Raw genomic sequence first — 15,452 nt, 5'->3', positions numbered from 1 at the left:
GAAAAAATGCACAAAAAAAAGCCCGGAATCATCCCGGGCTTTTCATTGCCTGCCGTGCAGGTTTATTTGCCGATGCAGAAGCTGGAGAAGATGCGGCCCAGCAGATCGTCCGAGCTGAACTCGCCGGTGATCTCGCTCAAGGACTCCTGCGCCAGGCGCAGCTCCTCGGCCACCAGTTCGCCTGCCACATAGACCTCGAGCTGCTCCTTGGCCACCAGCAGCCGCTCGGCGGCTCGCTCCAGGGCATCCAGGTGACGGCGGCGGGCCATGAAGCCCCCTTCGGTGTTGCCCTGGAAGCCCATGCAGGCCTTCAGGTGCTCGCGCAGGGCGGGCAGCCCCAGCTCTGTCTTGGCTGAGATGCGGTAGACGGCGTGGCCCAGTTCCTGGCTAGGTGCCAGATCCTCGCCTGTCAGGTCGGCCTTGTTGCGAATGACGGTGAGGCCGATGTTTTTTGGCAACCGATCAACAAATTCCGGCCAGATCTCCCGCGGGTCGACCGCGTCCGTGGTGGTGCCATCCACCATGAAGAGCACCCGGTCGGCCTGCTCTATTTCGGCCCAGGCGCGCTCTATGCCGATCTGCTCCACCTTGTCCTGGGTATCGCGCAGGCCGGCGGTGTCTATGATGTGCAGCGGCATGCCGTCCAGGTGGATGTGTTCCCGCAGCACGTCGCGGGTGGTGCCGGCGATTTCGGTGACTATGGCGGACTCGCGCCCGGCCAGGGCGTTGAGCAGGCTGGACTTGCCGGCATTGGGACGGCCGGCGATCACCACCTTCATCCCTTCCCGCAACAGGGCGCCCTGCTTGGCCTCGCCGCGCACGTCATCCAGCTCGTCCATGATGGCGTAGAGATCCCCCGCGACCTTGCCGTCTGAGAGGAAGTCGATCTCCTCGTCCGGGAAGTCGATGGCGGCCTCCACATAGATCCTCAATCTGGTGAGGCTTTCCACCAGTTGCTGGATCTTGCCGGAGAACTGCCCCTGCAGGGAGTGCATGGCGCTGCGGGCGGCCTGCTCGCTGGAGGCTTCGATCAGGTCGGCGATGGCCTCGGCCTGGGCCAGATCCAGCTTGTCGTTGAGGAAGGCGCGTTCGCTGAACTCGCCGGGACGGGCGGGGCGTATGCCCTCGATTTGCAGGATACGGCGGATCAGCATGTCCAGGATGACGGGTCCGCCGTGGCCTTGCAGCTCCAGCACATCCTCGCCGGTGAAGCTGTTGGGGGCCTTGAACAGCAGGGCTATGCCCTGATCCAGGGGCTGGCCCTGCTCGTCCTTGAACGGCAGATATTCGGCATAACGCACCCTGGGCAGTCGACCGAGCACGATTTCGGCGACTCGTTCGGCGGCGGGGCCTGAGATGCGGACTATGCCGACGCCACCCCGGCCGGGGGCAGTGGCCTGGGCCACGATCGTATCTGTTGTCATCTTGCTTGGCTCATCTGTTCGGTAATAGGGTCGGTCATTGCGGACATTGTAATAAAAAAGGCGGCCCCAGGGCCGCCTCTTTTGTCATCAGGGAAGATGGGCTGCGCATCAAGTGCGTGAGTGCAGGCCTTTCTTCTCCAGCTGACGATAGATGATGGTCTGCTGGATGATGGAGATGACGTTGCTCACCAGCCAGTACAGGGTCAGACCTGCCGGGAACCAGAGGAACATGAAGGTGAAGATGATCGGCATGAACTGCATCACCTTCTGCTGCATCGGGTCCGTGATGGTGGTCGGGCTCATCTTCTGCAGATACCACATGGAGGCACCCATGAGGATTGGCAGCACGAAGAAGGGGTCCTTCACCGACAGGTCGGTGATCCACAGGGCGAACGGCGCGTGACGCAGCTCGACAGACTCCATCAGTGCCCAGTACAGGGCGATGAAGATGGGCATCTGCACCAGGATCGGCAGACAGCCACCGAGCGGGTTGACCTTCTCCTTCTTGTACAGCTCCATCATGCCCTGGGACATCTTCTGGCGATCGTCACCGAAGCGTTCCTTGAGCGCTGCCAGCTTGGGTTGCAGCATGCGCATCTTGGCCATGGAGGTGTACTGGGCCTTGGTCAGCGGGAACATGATGCCGCGTACCAGCAGGGTCAGCATGATGATGGCCAGGCCCCAGTTCTGGACGAAACCGTGGAACACGGTCAGCAACCAGTGCAGCGGCTGGGCGATGAACCAGAGCCAGCCGTAGTCGACGGTCAGGTCCAGGTGATTTGCCACCTTGGCCATCTGATCCTGCAACTTGGGACCGACCCACAGCTTGCCGCTCACTTCGGCCTGCTGACCGGCAGCCACATCAACCAGCGGCGCCTTGTAGCCTATGATGGCCTGGTCTTTACCCGGGATCACGCGGCTGTAGAAGCTGTTGGTGTCCTCGGCGTTCGGTGCCCAGGCAGAGACGAAGTAGTGTTGCAGCATGGCGACCCAACCACCCTTGGTGGTCTTGTTCAGGTCGGCATCCTTCATCTCGTCGAAGGTGTACTTCTTGTAGCGGGTATCTTCGCTGGAGAAGGCACCACCACGGTAGGCACTGGCCACCATGGCATGACCTTCCTGGTCCTTCGGTGTAGTCACGGTCTGCTTCAGCTGACCGTAGAACTGCACCTGAACCGGTTCGGCAGACTTGTTGTCGATCTTGTAATCGACGCCGATGGCGTAGTCACCGCGCTTGAGCACGAACTCCTTGGTGAAGACCACGCCCTTGCTGTCGGTCCAGGTCATCGGCACGACGACTTGATCCTGACCGTCGGCCAGCTGGTAGCTGGTCTGGGCGGCTTCGTAGGTGGGACGACCCTGGGCCTGGCTGTCAGGACCATCGCGACCGACCAGACCACTCTGGGCAACATAGAGGTGCGCAGGCTGGCTGGTCAGCAGGGTGAACGGCTGTTCCTTGCCTTCTTCCAGCTTGTGGGCCAGCAGTTCGGCAGAGACGATGTCACCGCCCTGGGTATCCAGGGTCAGCTTGAGCACGTCGGAGGAGACGGTGACAAGCTTGCGTGCGGTAGTGGCGTTGGCTTGCTCGGAAACCTGAGGAATATCACCGGTCTGACCGGCTTCAGGTACGAAATGTTCGGTTTGGGCCACGGTAGTCGGGGCCGGCTTCGGAGCCTTGTCGGACTCCCACTGTTGCCAGAGCAAGAAGCTCACGAACAGCAAACCGATCAGGAGTAAATTGCGTTGTGATTCCATAGTCTTCAGTTTCTTCGCTTTGGTTGCGGAACCGGGTCATAACCACCCTCGGATAAGGGATGGCATTTTAATAGACGTTTGCTGGCTAACCAAACGCCTTTTATGAAACCGTGAAGTCGGATTGCTTCTATCGCAAATTGGGAACAAGTCGGGGTGAAACGGCAGCGCGGCCCGAGCAGGGGACTAATGATTAGCTGATACAGGCGTATCAGTTTGATAGCTACCCATTGCAACGGCGTGACAGAGTGCGCCATAGCTTTTCCAGTAACTTGAACAGCTCTTCGTTGTCCATCTCCTTTACGCCACCCTTGGCTATGACGACGATGTCGATAGCGGGCAGATTGGCCTGATTGAGACGGAAGCTCTCCCGCACCACTCGTTTGACACGGTTACGCCAGACGGCACGCTTGAGTGCTTTTTTGGGCACAGCTAGGCCAAGACGGGGGTGTTCGAGGGAATTGGGGCAAGCAAGAAGCGTAATTTGCGGAGAAGCGGCCCGGACAGGCTCGGCGAAAACGCGTTTGAAGTGTTCGGGAGTTAACAGACGTAACTCCCGAGAGAAGGTGTGCTGGGTAGGCATTAGACTACCAGGCGGGCACGACCCTTGGCACGACGAGCGGCCAGAACTTTGCGGCCGTTGGCGGTAGCCATGCGAGCGCGGAAACCGTGAGAGCGCTTGCGCTTCAGGTTGGACGGTTGAAAAGTACGTTTCATGATTCGATTCCGTATTTCTGTACAGTTTTGATTGTCACACTTAGCCGACGCGCCAGCTATAGCGTGTGACGACTAGCAAAAGAGGCCGAATTCTAAACAGAGTTCGGCTTCTCGTCAATCCGCCGTTCCCTCTCATCTTCTTCTGGCTCAACAATAAGCAGGAGAAGCTGGCAGGATCCGGAGGATCAAGGGCCCCGAATTATACTGGCAACCCCGGGTTAAACAAGGATCCACCAAGAAAAAAGGCGGCCAGGCCGCCAAAGAGAGAGCTATTTAAGGACTTTCCGCAAAAACTCCCGGGTACGGGGATCCTTGGGATCGACCAATATCTGATCCGGCGGGCCCTGTTCGACGATCCGGCCCCCCTCCATGAAGATCACCCGATCGGCGACATCACGGGCGAACTCGATCTCGTGGGTCACCACCACCATGGTCTGGTGCTGGCGGGCGAGCTCCTTCATCAACCCCAGCACCTCGTCGACCCATTCGGGATCCAGGGCCGAGGTGGGCTCGTCAAACAGGATGACCTTGGAGTGAGCCGCCATGGCGCGGCCTATGCCGACCCGCTGCTGCTGTCCGCCGGACAGGGACGCCGGGTAGGCATCCTGCTTGTCGGCGAGGCCTATGTCCTTGAGGATGCCAAGGGCGGTGGCCCTGGCCTCCGCCTTCGGCTGTTTCCAGACGGTGATCAGCCCTTCGGCTATGTTGTCGAGCGCCGTCTTGTTGGCGAACAGGGCATAGTTCTGGAACACGAAGGAGGCGCGCTTGCGCAGCTCTATGGCCTGCTGCTCGCTGGCATGGGCCAGATCCAGCTCAAGGTCGTCGATGGCAAGGGTGCCTGCATCCGGGGTCTCCAGCAGGTTCAGGCAGCGCAGCAGGGTTGACTTGCCGGTGCCGGAGGGGCCGATGATGACGACAATGTCCCCCTTCTTCACCTCCAGATCGATGCCGTTCAATACCTGATTGCCGTCATAGGCCTTGGCAAGACCCGTTAACTTGATCATGACAGGTCTCCTTTAATAGGCGCGGCCGTTGAGAGGTACTTCCAGCCTGTGCCGCAAGTGGGTAATGGCTTGTTCATCATCGCTGGCATCCTCTTAGTAAGCACGATTGAGGCGTACTTCCAGCAGGTGCTGCAAGCGGGTAAAGAAGATCACCACCACCCAGTAGACCAGGGCCACTGCCATGAAGCTCTCGAAGAACTTGAAGGAGGAGGAGGCCTCCATCTGCGCCTTGCCCATGATCTCGGCCACCCCCAGGGTAAACGCCAGTGAGGTGCTCTTGATCATGTCGATGAAGTAGTTCATCAGCGACGGCGTCGCGATGCGGGCCGCCTGCGGCAGTATGATCCGCCGCATCGCCTGGTAACGACTCATGCCGATGCTGAGGGCGGCTTCCATCTGGCTCTTGTGGATGCCGAGAATGGCGGCCCGGATCGACTCGGCCATGTAGGCGGCGAAGTGCAGGGTCAGACCTATGATGGCGGCGGTAAAGGCATCCATCCCCACGAAGATCGGGAACAGTTGCGGCAGCCCGTAGTAGAGCAGGAACAGCTGGACGAGCAGGGGAGTCCCCCGGAAGAACGAGATATACAGCATCGCCAGCCAGTGAATTGCGGGAACGCGAAACACCCGTACTATCGCCAGGGCCAGCGACAGTACGAGTGCCAATACGAATCCCCACAGGGCCATTTCCATAGTAGTGCCCAGGTATTTGAGCAGGATGGGAAACAGCCCTAGCGTGTACTCGAGATCAAATTCCATCATTTATTTGCTGGTGATGTCCGCTGCGAACCATTTTTCCGAGATCTTGGTCAGGGAACCGTCTTTACGCATGGCGGTCAGTGCCTCGTCGACCTTCTTCAGCACGGCCTGTTTTTCCGGGGTCTTCAGGAAGGGCAGGGCGTTCTCGATTGTCTCGAACGGTGCGCCGGCCTGTTGCAGCGGCAGTTTGGATTCCTTGATCAGCTGGGCGGTGGAGACGCGGTCCATCACGAAGGCATCGATGCGACCCAGGGCAACGTCCTGCTCGAAGCTGGAGTCATAGGTGCGGATGTCGATCTTCTTGTTCGGGTCGTTCTTGCGCAGCAGCTCTTCGAAGTTGGAGCCCAGGTTCACCGCGACCGTCTTGCCTTCCAGATCCTTGAGACCGTGGATGGTGCTGTTGCCCTTGCGCACCACTATCTGGGCGCCGTCATAGACGTAGGGTTGGGAGAAGGCGTACTTGGCCTTGCGCTCGTCGGTGATGGTGATCTGGTTGGAGATGGTATCGACGCGACCGGTTTCCAGCATGCCGAACAGGCCGGAGAAGCTGGCGGTGACGAACTCGACCTTGTAACCGGTGCGCTCACCGATCTGGTTCCACATGTCCACCTCGAAGCCTTGCAGCTTGTCCTGCTTGACGAAGGTGAACGGGAAGTACTTGCCGGACATGCCGACCTTGATGGTTTCCTGGGCAATGGCCTGGCCGGACAGGCTGGCCAGCAGAATGGCGGCGCCGGAGATCAGCTTGATGGTGGATTTCATGGGGATTCCTCTCTCTGTAGTTCTGTATTTTTAGTTGTATTCACGGGTTGGCGCTGATGTTATTGGAATAAAATATAAAGAATAAATGATATTTGGTTATATAAAATAACCGCAGCAGCAGGGTCTCATTCTGTCCACATCGCCGCTCGGTGGCTGTGGGTAACTTTGGGGATGAAATCAGATCCTGGGGCGTTGGATCCTTGAAAGTCAAGGATCTTATTTGCTGGATCCGTGCGGCGGCAACTGGAGATCCAGCCACTAAAAACGTAGAATAGCCGGTCTTTACTTAATCAATTGACGGGAGTCTAGAGTGACTGCTTCGCTATGGCAGCAGTGCCTTAACCGGCTGCAAGATGAGTTGCCCTCGGCAGAATTCAGCATGTGGATCCGGCCGCTTCAAGCGGAGTTGAGTGACAATACTCTGACCCTGTATGCACCGAATCGCTTCGTTCTGGACTGGGTACGCGACAAGTACCTGCTCCGGGTCAACGGCATCATCAACGAGCTGTGCGGAGCCGATGCTCCCACCCTGCGTTTTGACATCGGTAATCGTCCCCATCCCGTCGCGGTCGCCAGAGCGCCGGCGCGTGGTGTCGATCCTGTGAATAACTCTCACAAGAGCTGGGAAAGCAAGGCGGAAGCCAAGCCCGAGCCGAACCACAAGAGCAACACCAACGTGAACTACACCTTCGAGAATTTCGTCGAAGGTAAGTCCAACCAGTTGGCCCGTGCGGCGGCCCGTCAGGTGGCCGACAATCCGGGTGGCGCTTATAACCCGCTGTTCCTCTATGGCGGCACAGGTCTGGGCAAGACCCACCTGCTGCACGCCGTTGGCAATGCCATCAAGGAACGCAAGAAAGACGCCAAAGTCATCTACATGCACTCCGAACGGTTCGTGCAGGACATGGTGAAGGCGCTGCAGAATAACGCCATTGAAGAGTTCAAGCGTTATTACCGTAGCGTCGATGCCCTGCTCATCGATGACATCCAGTTCTTCGCCAACAAGGAGCGCTCCCAGGAGGAGTTCTTCCACACCTTCAACGCCCTGCTCGAAGGTAACCAGCAGATCATCCTGACCTCGGATCGCTATCCGAAGGAGATCAACGGTGTCGAGGATCGCCTCAAGTCCCGCTTCGGCTGGGGTCTGACTGTCGCGATCGAACCGCCGGAGCTGGAGACCCGGGTGGCTATCCTGATGCGCAAGGCGGACGAGAACCAGATCCATCTGCCGGACGAGGTGGCCTTCTTCATCGCCAAGCGTCTGCGCTCCAACGTCCGTGAACTGGAAGGTGCCCTCAACCGGGTGATCGCCAACGCCAACTTCACCGGCCGTGCCATCAACATCGACTTCGTGCGCGAGGCGCTGCGCGACCTCTTGGCCTTGCAGGAGAAGCTGGTCACCATAGACAACATCCAGAAGACGGTGGCGGAGTACTACAAGATCAAGCTGGCGGATCTGCTGTCCAAGCGTCGTTCCCGCTCCGTTGCCCGCCCGCGTCAGCTGGCGATGGCACTGGCCAAGGAGCTGACCAACCACAGTTTGCCGGAGATAGGGGATGCCTTTGGTGGCCGTGACCACACCACTGTTCTTCATGCCTGCCGCAAGATCGAGCAGCTGAAGGAGGAGAGTCACGACATCAAGGAAGACTATTCCAACCTGATCCGTACCCTCTCGTCCTGATAACGGAACTGAGTGGACAGATGGGGCTCGAATATTCCAACCTGATCCGAAAATTTTCCTCCTAATCACAACGGAGAGCACAGATGCAGCTCGAAATTAGCCGTGAGGCCCTGTTACGTCCTCTGCAACTGGTGTCCGGTGCCCTGGGTGGCCGGCCGACTCTGCCCATTCTCGGCAACGTCCTGCTCGATGTCAGCAATGGCCTGCTATCGCTGACCGGGACAGATCTCGAGGTGGAGATGATAGGCCAGGTCTATCTCAGCAGCGACAGCCAGGATGGGCGTACCACAGTACCGGCCCGCAAGTTGCTGGATATCTGCCGCGGCCTGCCGGAAGGGGCGGATATCCGTCTCAACACCGAAGGGGATCGCCTCATCATCCGCTCCGGTCGTTCCCGCTTCAATCTCTCGACCCTGCCGGCCACCGAGTACCCGAACATCGAGGACTGGGAATCCGTGCTCGAGTTCGACATCAGCCAGCTGGAGCTGAAGAAGCTGATCGATGCGACCCAGTTCTCCATGGCCAGCCAGGATGTGCGTTACTACCTGAATGGCATGCTGTTCGAGAGCGAGGGCCATGGCCTGCGCACCGTCGCCACCGACGGTCACCGTCTGGCCACCTGCCGCCGCGAAGTGGTCGGGGAATCGCTGCCCGATCATCAGGTCATCCTGCCCCGCAAGGGTGTGCTGGAGCTGGTGCGCCTCCTGGAGGCGGAAGACAAGCCGGTACGGTTGCAGGTCGGTCGCAGCAACCTGCGTGCCGCCCTGGATGGCTTCATCTTCACCTCCAAGCTGGTGGATGGCCGCTTCCCGGACTGGCGTCGCGTCATTCCCCGGGGGAGCGACAAGGCCCTGATCGCCGGTCGTGAGGATCTGCGCCAGGCCTTCGCCCGTGCCGCCATCCTCTCCAACGAGAAATTCCGTGGGGTGCGTCTCAATCTGCAGGAAAACCTGCTGCGCATCACCGCCAACAACCCGGAACAGGAAGAAGCCGAGGAGCTGCTTGACGTACAATATGCCGCTGGCGAGATGGAGATCGGCTTCAACGTCTCCTATGTGCTGGACGTGCTGAATACGTTAAAATGTGACCAAATCCGGATCAGCCTGAGCGATTCCATCAGCAGTGCCATTATTGAGGATTTTGACAGCCAAGATGCCCAGTATGTGGTGATGCCGATGCGGATCTAGTCGTGTCCCTGGTCAAACTCCAGCTCAGCGACTTTCGCAACATCCAGCACGCCAGTCTCGCGCTGTCCCCCGGCCTCAATATCCTGGTCGGGTGCAATGGCAGCGGCAAGACCAGCGTGCTGGAAGCCATCCATTACCTCGGTCTCGGTCGTTCTTTTCGTACTCACCTGACCGGGCGGGTCATCCGCCAGGGGGAGAGGGCCTTTACCCTGTTTGCCCAGTGCGAGCTGGAGGGGCGTCAGGTGCCCATCGGGCTTGCCAAGGACAAGGGGGGCGAGACCCAGCTCAAGATCGCCGGGGCCCAGGCCCAGCGATTGGCCGATCTGGCCGAGCTGTTGCCGGTGCAGTTGATCCACCCAGATGGTTTCAACCTGCTGACCGGTGGGCCCCAGGCTCGCCGGGCCTGGCTGGACTGGGGCGTCTTCCATCAGGAGCCGACCTTCTTCTCCCTGTGGGGACGGGTACGGCGTCTGCTGAAACAGCGCAATGCGCTGCTGCGCCAAAGCAGCCAGTATCGCCAGCTGGCGTTCTGGGATCAGGAGCTGGTGCGGCTCGGGGGTGAACTGGCGGAGTTTCGCGCCAGTTACTGTCAGGCTATTACACCCCTGATCAAGGAGATGACGGCGGATTTTCTGCCGGAATTCGACATCAGCCTCGGTTTCTATCGGGGCTGGGAGAGAGAGACTCCCCTCGGCGACTTGCTGGAGGCGGGGTTCGAGCGGGATCGTTCGCTGGGGTACACTGGGGTCGGTCCGCAGAAGGCGGATGTGCGGCTCAAGGCGAACGGGGTGCCCGCTCAGGATATTTTGTCCAGGGGTCAGTTGAAGTTGCTGGTCTGTGCCATGCGACTGGCTCAAGGGCTCTATTTGAATCAACATAGCAGCCGTGGCTGTATTTTTTTAATTGACGATTTTGCCTCTGAACTGGATGTCGACAAACGTCGCCTGCTGGCCGCAAGGCTGAAGCAGTGCGCGTCCCAGGTGTTTATCACCGCCATCGATACCGGTCAGCTCGCAGACATGATGGATGCGAGTGACTGCAAGCTGTTCCACGTGGAACAAGGCAAGATCTCCGAAACGTTAGAGAAGGCAGAGAGTAAGCTATGAGTGAAAATACTTACGACTCCTCGAATATCAAGGTGCTGAAGGGCCTGGATGCGGTCCGCAAGCGCCCGGGGATGTATATCGGCGATACGGATGATGGCTCGGGCCTGCACCACATGGTGTTCGAGGTCGTCGATAACTCCATTGACGAGGCTCTGGCTGGCTACTGCTCCGATATTCAGGTCAAGATCCATTCCGACGGCTCCGTCTCAGTGCGTGACAACGGCCGGGGTATTCCGGTCGACATGCACGAGGAGGAGGGCCGCTCCGCCGCCGAAGTCATCATGACGGTGCTGCATGCCGGCGGCAAATTCGATGACAACTCCTACAAGGTATCCGGCGGCCTGCACGGCGTGGGTGTCTCCGTAGTTAATGCCCTCTCTGACAAGCTGCTGCTGACCATACGTCGCAACGGCCACGTCTACGAGCAGACCTATCACCTGGGTGAGCCGCAGGCGCCGCTCAAGCAGATTGGCGACAGCACGGGCACAGGTACCGAAGTGCGCTTCTGGCCGAGCCCGACCATCTTTACCGATACCCTGTATCACTACGAGATCCTGGCCAAGCGTCTGCGCGAGCTCTCTTTCCTGAACTCCGGTGTCTCCATCCGTCTGCTGGACGAGCGGGATGGCCGCGAGGCTCACTTCTGCTACGAGGGCGGCATCAAGGCGTTCGTCGAATACCTGAACCAGAACAAGACTCCGATCCATCCCAAGGTGTTCCACTTCACCACAGAGCAGGACGGTATCGGCGTCGAAGTGGCGATGCAGTGGAACGACGCCTATCAGGAAGGGGTCTACTGCTTCACCAACAACATACCGCAGCGGGATGGGGGCACCCACCTGGTAGGCTTCCGTACCGCGCTGACCCGTACCCTCAACTCCTACATGGACAAAGAGGACTACAGCAAGAAGGCCAAGTCTGCCGCCAGTGGCGACGACGTCCGTGAAGGCTTGATTGCGGTCATCTCCGTCAAGGTGCCTGACCCTAAGTTCTCCTCCCAGACCAAGGACAAGCTGGTCTCTTCCGAAGTGAAGACAGCCGTTGAACAGGCGATGGGTGAGAAGCTGGCCGACTTCCTGCTGGAAAACCCGGGCGATGCCAAGATAGTGGTCAACAAGATCATTGATGCGGCCCGTGCCCGTGAAGCGGCCCGCAAGGCACGCGAACTGACTCGCCGCAAGGGTGCGCTGGACATCGCCGGTCTGCCCGGCAAGCTGGCGGACTGTCAGGAGAAAGACCCGGCCCTCTCCGAACTCTACATAGTGGAAGGGGACTCTGCTGGCGGCTCCGCCAAGCAGGGTCGCAACCGCAAGAACCAGGCCATACTGCCGCTGAAGGGCAAGATCCTGAACGTGGAGAAGGCCCGGTTCGACAAGATGATCTCCTCGCAAGAGGTGGGCACCCTGATCACGGCACTGGGCTGCGGCATAGGTCGTGACGAGTACAACCCGGACAAGCTGCGTTACCACAACATCATCATCATGACCGATGCGGACGTCGATGGTGCGCACATCCGAACCCTGCTGTTGACCTTCTTCTACCGTCAGATGCCCGAGATCATCGAGCGTGGCTACGTCTTCATCGCCCAGCCGCCGCTCTACAAGGTCAAGAAGGGTAAGCAGGAGCAGTATCTGAAAGACGAAGACGCGCTGCTGCAGTACCAGACCTCCATGGCGCTGGACGGTGCTACCCTGCACGTCAACGAGTCTGCCCCTGCCATAGGTGGCGAGGCACTGGAGCGTCTGGTCAACCAGCATCGTGCCGTCTCTCACCTGATCACCCGCATGTCCCGCCGTGCCCCGGATGCCGTGCTGACTCAGCTGATCTATCAGCCTGAGTTGAACGAAACCCTGCTGGCCAGCGAGAGCGATCTGCTGGCCTGGTGCCAGGGGATGGAAGCCGTGCTCAACGAGAGCAACCACGGCATCCAGTACCAGATCCAGGTACGTCGCGACGAAGAGCGCAGCCTGTACGTGCCCCATGCCGTGGTGCGTCAGCACGGTGTCGACCGGGAGTACCCGATCAGCTACGACTTCCTGCAATCCTCCGAGTACCGTCAGCTGGTCTCCCTGGGCAAGGAGATCGCCAATCTGATCGAGGAAGGCGGTTTTATCAAGCGTGGCGAGAAGGTCAAACCTGTGGCCAACTTCGTGGAAGCCGTCGACTGGCTGATGGGCGAAGGCAAGCGTGGCATCTACATCCAGCGCTATAAAGGGCTGGGTGAGATGAACCCGGATCAGCTGTGGGAAACCACCATGGATCCGGAAGCCCGTCGCATGCTGCGCGTCACCATAGACGACGCCGTCGGCGCCGACCAGCTCTTCTCCACCCTGATGGGGGATGCGGTCGAGCCTCGTCGTGACTTCATCGAGACCAACGCCCTGCGGGTCGCCAACCTCGACGTCTAATCCGACGCGCCCTCGCGATTGAACAAAGCCGCTCCCTGTGAGCGGCTTTTTGCTGGCTAACGCAGGCCCCCGAAGGTGCGGCGCCATTCACTCGGCGACACGCCGAAACGGGTGCGAAAATGCTGGCGCAGTATGGCTGCCGTCCTCAATCCCACCAGTTCGGCGATGCGATCCATGGAGTGGGAGCTCGTCTCCAGCAACTCCTGGCTGCGCCTGAGGCGCTCGGCCAGCAACCACTCCCCGACCGAGAGACCGGTGGCTCGCTGGAAGCGACGGGTGAAGGTGCGGCGGCTCATCAGGCAGTGCTCTGCCAATGTGTCCAGGTTGTGAGGCTCGGCCAGGTGCATGCGCAGGTGGTCGAACAGCTGGTTGATCCTGGCATCCCGGGTGGAGGCGGGCACCGGCTGCTCGATGAACTGGGCCTGGCCCCCTTCCCGATGGGGAGGAACCACCAGGCGTCTGGCCAGCTTGTTGGCGATCCGGCTGCCATGGTGTTCGCGCACCAGGTAGAGGCAGCAGTCCAGTCCGGCGGCAGTGCCGGCCGAGGTGATGAGGCCCTCATCGTCCACGTAGAGGGCATTGGTATCGAGCCGCACGGCGGGAAAGCGGCCCATGAAGTCCTGCTCGAACTCCCAGTGGGTCGAGGCCCTGCGCCCCCCCAGCAGGCCGGCATAGGCCAGCACATAGGTGCCCAGACATAGCCCCACTATCTGGGCCCCCCTGTGTCGGGCGGCAACCAAAGCATCGAGCAGGGGCTGGGCCGGTCGCTCGGCCGGATCGCGCCAGAAGGGGATGATGACGATGTCAGCCCCGACCAACCCCTCCAGCCCGTGGCTGGCGTCGATGCGAAAGCCCTGGGCGGAACCGGGCTGGCGGGTGGCGTCGCCGGCGCAGAGTCTGAGTTCGAACAGTGAGGCGCCTGGCATCATGGTGTCGCCGAAGATGAGGCAGGGCACTGCGCAGTGAAAGGGGCTGAAGTGATCGAAGGTGATGACGGCGACGATGATGGGATTGGGCATGTTGGCAGACTCCTTTGCACTCGGATCCCCATGATAAGGGGCGGCAACAGAAAGCCGAAGGGCCATGTGGGGGCATGGCCCTCTCTCATCAGAGGACGATGGACTCGCCATCCTCGGGTACCAGCACCCGCGTTGCCATCCCCTGTTTGCCGATGTAGTCGCGCAGCTCGTTCCGTGTCAGCAGGGCATGATTGACCGCCTCCATGTGGCTGGCGATCAGGGTGGCCTGTGGCGCGGCCTGATACACGGCGGCGACATCCTCCTTGCCCATGATGATGGAACCCAGTCCCGGCACCTGGGCATCGCCACAGTTGAGGATGACGACCTCGGGCTGGTGCCGTTGCAGCGCTTGTTCTACCTGGGCGTTCCAGACGGTGTCACCCGCCAGATAGAGGGTCTTCTCTGCGGGATGGGAGAAGACCACCCCGGATACCTCACCCAGCCGCTCGGCCAACACCGCCATGACCTGATCGTTGCCGTGTTGCCCTTCGGTCTGGTGCAACCGGATCCCGGCAAACTCGGCCTGCTCGCTCAGCAGGCGCACATCCTTGAAGCCGCTGGCGCTTATAGTGTCGGCATCTTTCTGGTGTTGCACAAACAGCGGGAGATGCTTGGGCAGCAGTTGCTGCGCGGCAGGGTCCCAGTGGTCCAGGTGATCGTGGGTGACTATCACCGCATCCACATCGAGGATCTCAGTCATGGGCAGGGGCAGCTCGACCAGCGGATTGCGCAGCTGGCTGTTGGCCGTTCCCTCAAACCCCGGGAGGCTGCCCTTGGCAGACAACATGGGATCGATCAGGAAGCGGGTGCCGGCGTAGTGGATGAGCAGGGTGGCATTGCGAACCTGGGTAACTTGCATGGTGTGCTCCGGTCTCTGGTGGGGGGACGCAACCAGTATGGCGCGGAGGGCATCGGGGGATGAGTGGCCCGCGGGCCTATTACCATATCAATCGGGCCAAAATGAGTTTTGACGGGTGGCCAAAAATTTCTTTTCATTTTTTCCCTTGAAAGGAAAAAGTGAGCCCCTATATAGGTAACAAGGCCGGAACGCTCGACAGAGGTTTCGACCAGGCGCCCGTCCATCAGGAGGGCAAACAATCCGTTATCGCTCACAAGAGGGTAATACTATGCGTTCTATCGACTTTTCTCCGCTCTATCGTTCTGCCATTGGTTTCGATCGTCTGGCCAATCTCATCGAATCTGCGGCCAGCAATGGCAATGCCGGTTATCCCCCCTACAACATCGAGCAACTGGGTGACAACGACTACCGCATCAGCATGGCGGTGGCGGGCTTTACCCAGGAAGAGCTGGAGCTGAGCTTCCAGGAAAATCTGCTGACGGTGAAGGGCAACAAGCAGGCTGACACCGAGCGCCACTATCTCTATCAGGGCATAGCCGAGCGCGGCTTCGAGCGTCGCTTCCAGCTGGCCGACTATGTGCGGGTGAAAGGGGCCGATCTCAAGAATGGCCTGCTGCACATCGATCTGGCCCGTGAAGTGCCCGAGGCGATGAAGCCCCGCAAGATCGAGATCAACGGCTGATAGCCTGAACTCTCAGTGTTTTTACCTGCTTTCCGGGTGCCGATGACGGGCCTGTGGAGAGTCAAACCTGTTGCTTATTAGAAGGATAGGAT

General features: G+C 59.7%; 15 protein-coding genes. 5 read left to right on the top strand and 10 right to left on the bottom strand.

Annotation, left to right across the window (positions count from 1 at the left end; translation table 11 throughout):
- Nucleotides 1–62: 62 nt before the first annotated feature.
- The 8 genes from mnmE to G4923_RS03245 form a co-directional block, all read right to left on the bottom strand.
- Complete coding sequence (gene mnmE, locus G4923_RS03280) at nt 63–1,424, bottom strand: tRNA uridine-5-carboxymethylaminomethyl(34) synthesis GTPase MnmE (protein ID WP_163135493.1); 1,362 nt, start codon at nt 1,422–1,424, stop codon at nt 63–65.
- Nucleotides 1,425–1,532: 108 nt separating this feature from the next.
- Entirely contained in the window at nt 1,533–3,179 is a 1,647-nt protein-coding gene (gene yidC / locus G4923_RS03275) for a membrane protein insertase YidC (protein ID WP_163135492.1), read from the bottom strand.
- A 5-nt stretch (nt 3,180–3,184) separates the two neighbouring features.
- Nucleotides 3,185–3,433, bottom strand: a complete 249-nt coding sequence (gene yidD, locus G4923_RS03270; protein WP_010672280.1) for a membrane protein insertion efficiency factor YidD — start codon at nt 3,431–3,433, stop codon at nt 3,185–3,187.
- Nucleotides 3,400–3,759, bottom strand: coding sequence for a ribonuclease P protein component (rnpA, locus tag G4923_RS03265; RefSeq protein ID WP_025328882.1), 360 nt, complete (start codon nt 3,757–3,759; stop codon nt 3,400–3,402). Before rnpA ends, yidD begins: the two co-directional genes overlap by 34 nt.
- Nucleotides 3,759–3,893 (bottom strand): 50S ribosomal protein L34, encoded by a 135-nt coding sequence (rpmH, locus tag G4923_RS03260; protein ID WP_005307156.1) that lies wholly within the window; start codon nt 3,891–3,893, stop codon nt 3,759–3,761. Before rpmH ends, rnpA begins: the two co-directional genes overlap by 1 nt.
- Nucleotides 3,894–4,162: 269 nt before the next feature.
- Nucleotides 4,163–4,897, bottom strand: coding sequence for an amino acid ABC transporter ATP-binding protein (locus G4923_RS03255; protein ID WP_106885376.1), 735 nt, complete (start codon nt 4,895–4,897; stop codon nt 4,163–4,165).
- A 93-nt stretch (nt 4,898–4,990) separates the two neighbouring features.
- Nucleotides 4,991–5,659: an amino acid ABC transporter permease gene (locus G4923_RS03250; protein ID WP_205597016.1), complete on the bottom strand. Its 669-nt coding sequence runs from the start codon at nt 5,657–5,659 to the stop codon at nt 4,991–4,993.
- Nucleotides 5,660–6,418, bottom strand: coding sequence for an amino acid ABC transporter substrate-binding protein (locus G4923_RS03245; RefSeq protein WP_106885375.1), 759 nt, complete (start codon nt 6,416–6,418; stop codon nt 5,660–5,662).
- Between the two features lie 310 nt (nt 6,419–6,728).
- Between G4923_RS03245 and dnaA the strand changes: the two genes are divergently transcribed.
- From dnaA to gyrB, 4 genes are all read left to right on the top strand, one after another.
- Nucleotides 6,729–8,099, top strand: coding sequence for a chromosomal replication initiator protein DnaA (gene dnaA / locus G4923_RS03240; protein WP_025325183.1), 1,371 nt, complete (start codon nt 6,729–6,731; stop codon nt 8,097–8,099).
- An 83-nt stretch (nt 8,100–8,182) separates the two neighbouring features.
- Nucleotides 8,183–9,286: a DNA polymerase III subunit beta gene (gene dnaN / locus G4923_RS03235; RefSeq protein WP_025325184.1), complete on the top strand. Its 1,104-nt coding sequence runs from the start codon at nt 8,183–8,185 to the stop codon at nt 9,284–9,286.
- Between the two features lie 2 nt (nt 9,287–9,288).
- Nucleotides 9,289–10,392, top strand: a complete 1,104-nt coding sequence (gene recF, locus G4923_RS03230) for a DNA replication/repair protein RecF (protein WP_005326309.1) — start codon at nt 9,289–9,291, stop codon at nt 10,390–10,392.
- Nucleotides 10,389–12,800, top strand: a complete 2,412-nt coding sequence (gene gyrB / locus G4923_RS03225) for a DNA topoisomerase (ATP-hydrolyzing) subunit B (RefSeq protein WP_106885373.1) — start codon at nt 10,389–10,391, stop codon at nt 12,798–12,800. The genes recF and gyrB overlap by 4 nt, the downstream gene beginning before the upstream one ends.
- Nucleotides 12,801–12,856: 56 nt before the next feature.
- On the opposite strand, the gene G4923_RS03220 is transcribed toward gyrB, so the two are convergent.
- Together G4923_RS03220 and G4923_RS03215 are read right to left on the bottom strand one after the other, a co-directional pair.
- Nucleotides 12,857–13,819 (bottom strand): helix-turn-helix domain-containing protein, encoded by a 963-nt coding sequence (locus tag G4923_RS03220; RefSeq protein ID WP_163135490.1) that lies wholly within the window; start codon nt 13,817–13,819, stop codon nt 12,857–12,859.
- An 88-nt stretch (nt 13,820–13,907) separates the two neighbouring features.
- Entirely contained in the window at nt 13,908–14,678 is a 771-nt protein-coding gene (locus G4923_RS03215) for an MBL fold metallo-hydrolase (protein WP_163135489.1), read from the bottom strand.
- A 268-nt stretch (nt 14,679–14,946) separates the two neighbouring features.
- Between G4923_RS03215 and G4923_RS03210 the strand changes: the two genes are divergently transcribed.
- Nucleotides 14,947–15,360, top strand: a complete 414-nt coding sequence (locus tag G4923_RS03210; protein ID WP_025325189.1) for an Hsp20 family protein — start codon at nt 14,947–14,949, stop codon at nt 15,358–15,360.
- Nucleotides 15,361–15,452: the final 92 nt, after the last annotated feature.

It is taken from the genome of Aeromonas rivipollensis, from assembly GCF_010974825.1.
Lineage (GTDB): Bacteria > Pseudomonadota > Gammaproteobacteria > Enterobacterales > Aeromonadaceae > Aeromonas > Aeromonas rivipollensis.
The sequence above is the reverse complement of the archived record's forward strand: the minus strand, read 5'-3'. Positions and strand labels throughout refer to the sequence as shown.

Excerpts from the sequence above, each read along its gene's own strand:
- G4923_RS03250 (WP_205597016.1), bottom strand. The coding sequence starts at position 5,659 with ATGATGGAATTTGATCTCGAGTACACGCTAGGGCTGTTTCCCATCCTG.
- G4923_RS03245 (WP_106885375.1), bottom strand. The coding sequence starts at position 6,418 with ATGAAATCCACCATCAAGCTGATCTCCGGCGCCGCCATTCTGCTGGCC.
- G4923_RS03220 (WP_163135490.1), bottom strand. The coding sequence starts at position 13,819 with ATGCCCAATCCCATCATCGTCGCCGTCATCACCTTCGATCACTTCAGC.
- yidC (WP_163135492.1), bottom strand. The coding sequence starts at position 3,179 with ATGGAATCACAACGCAATTTACTCCTGATCGGTTTGCTGTTCGTGAGC.
- mnmE (WP_163135493.1), bottom strand. The coding sequence starts at position 1,424 with ATGACAACAGATACGATCGTGGCCCAGGCCACTGCCCCCGGCCGGGGT.
- rnpA (WP_025328882.1), bottom strand. The coding sequence starts at position 3,759 with ATGCCTACCCAGCACACCTTCTCTCGGGAGTTACGTCTGTTAACTCCC.
- G4923_RS03210 (WP_025325189.1), top strand. The coding sequence starts at position 14,947 with ATGCGTTCTATCGACTTTTCTCCGCTCTATCGTTCTGCCATTGGTTTC.
- G4923_RS03255 (WP_106885376.1), bottom strand. The coding sequence starts at position 4,897 with ATGATCAAGTTAACGGGTCTTGCCAAGGCCTATGACGGCAATCAGGTA.
- gyrB (WP_106885373.1), top strand. The coding sequence starts at position 10,389 with ATGAGTGAAAATACTTACGACTCCTCGAATATCAAGGTGCTGAAGGGC.
- rpmH (WP_005307156.1), bottom strand. The coding sequence starts at position 3,893 with ATGAAACGTACTTTTCAACCGTCCAACCTGAAGCGCAAGCGCTCTCAC.
- dnaN (WP_025325184.1), top strand. The coding sequence starts at position 8,183 with ATGCAGCTCGAAATTAGCCGTGAGGCCCTGTTACGTCCTCTGCAACTG.
- yidD (WP_010672280.1), bottom strand. The coding sequence starts at position 3,433 with ATGGCGCACTCTGTCACGCCGTTGCAATGGGTAGCTATCAAACTGATA.
- G4923_RS03215 (WP_163135489.1), bottom strand. The coding sequence starts at position 14,678 with ATGCAAGTTACCCAGGTTCGCAATGCCACCCTGCTCATCCACTACGCC.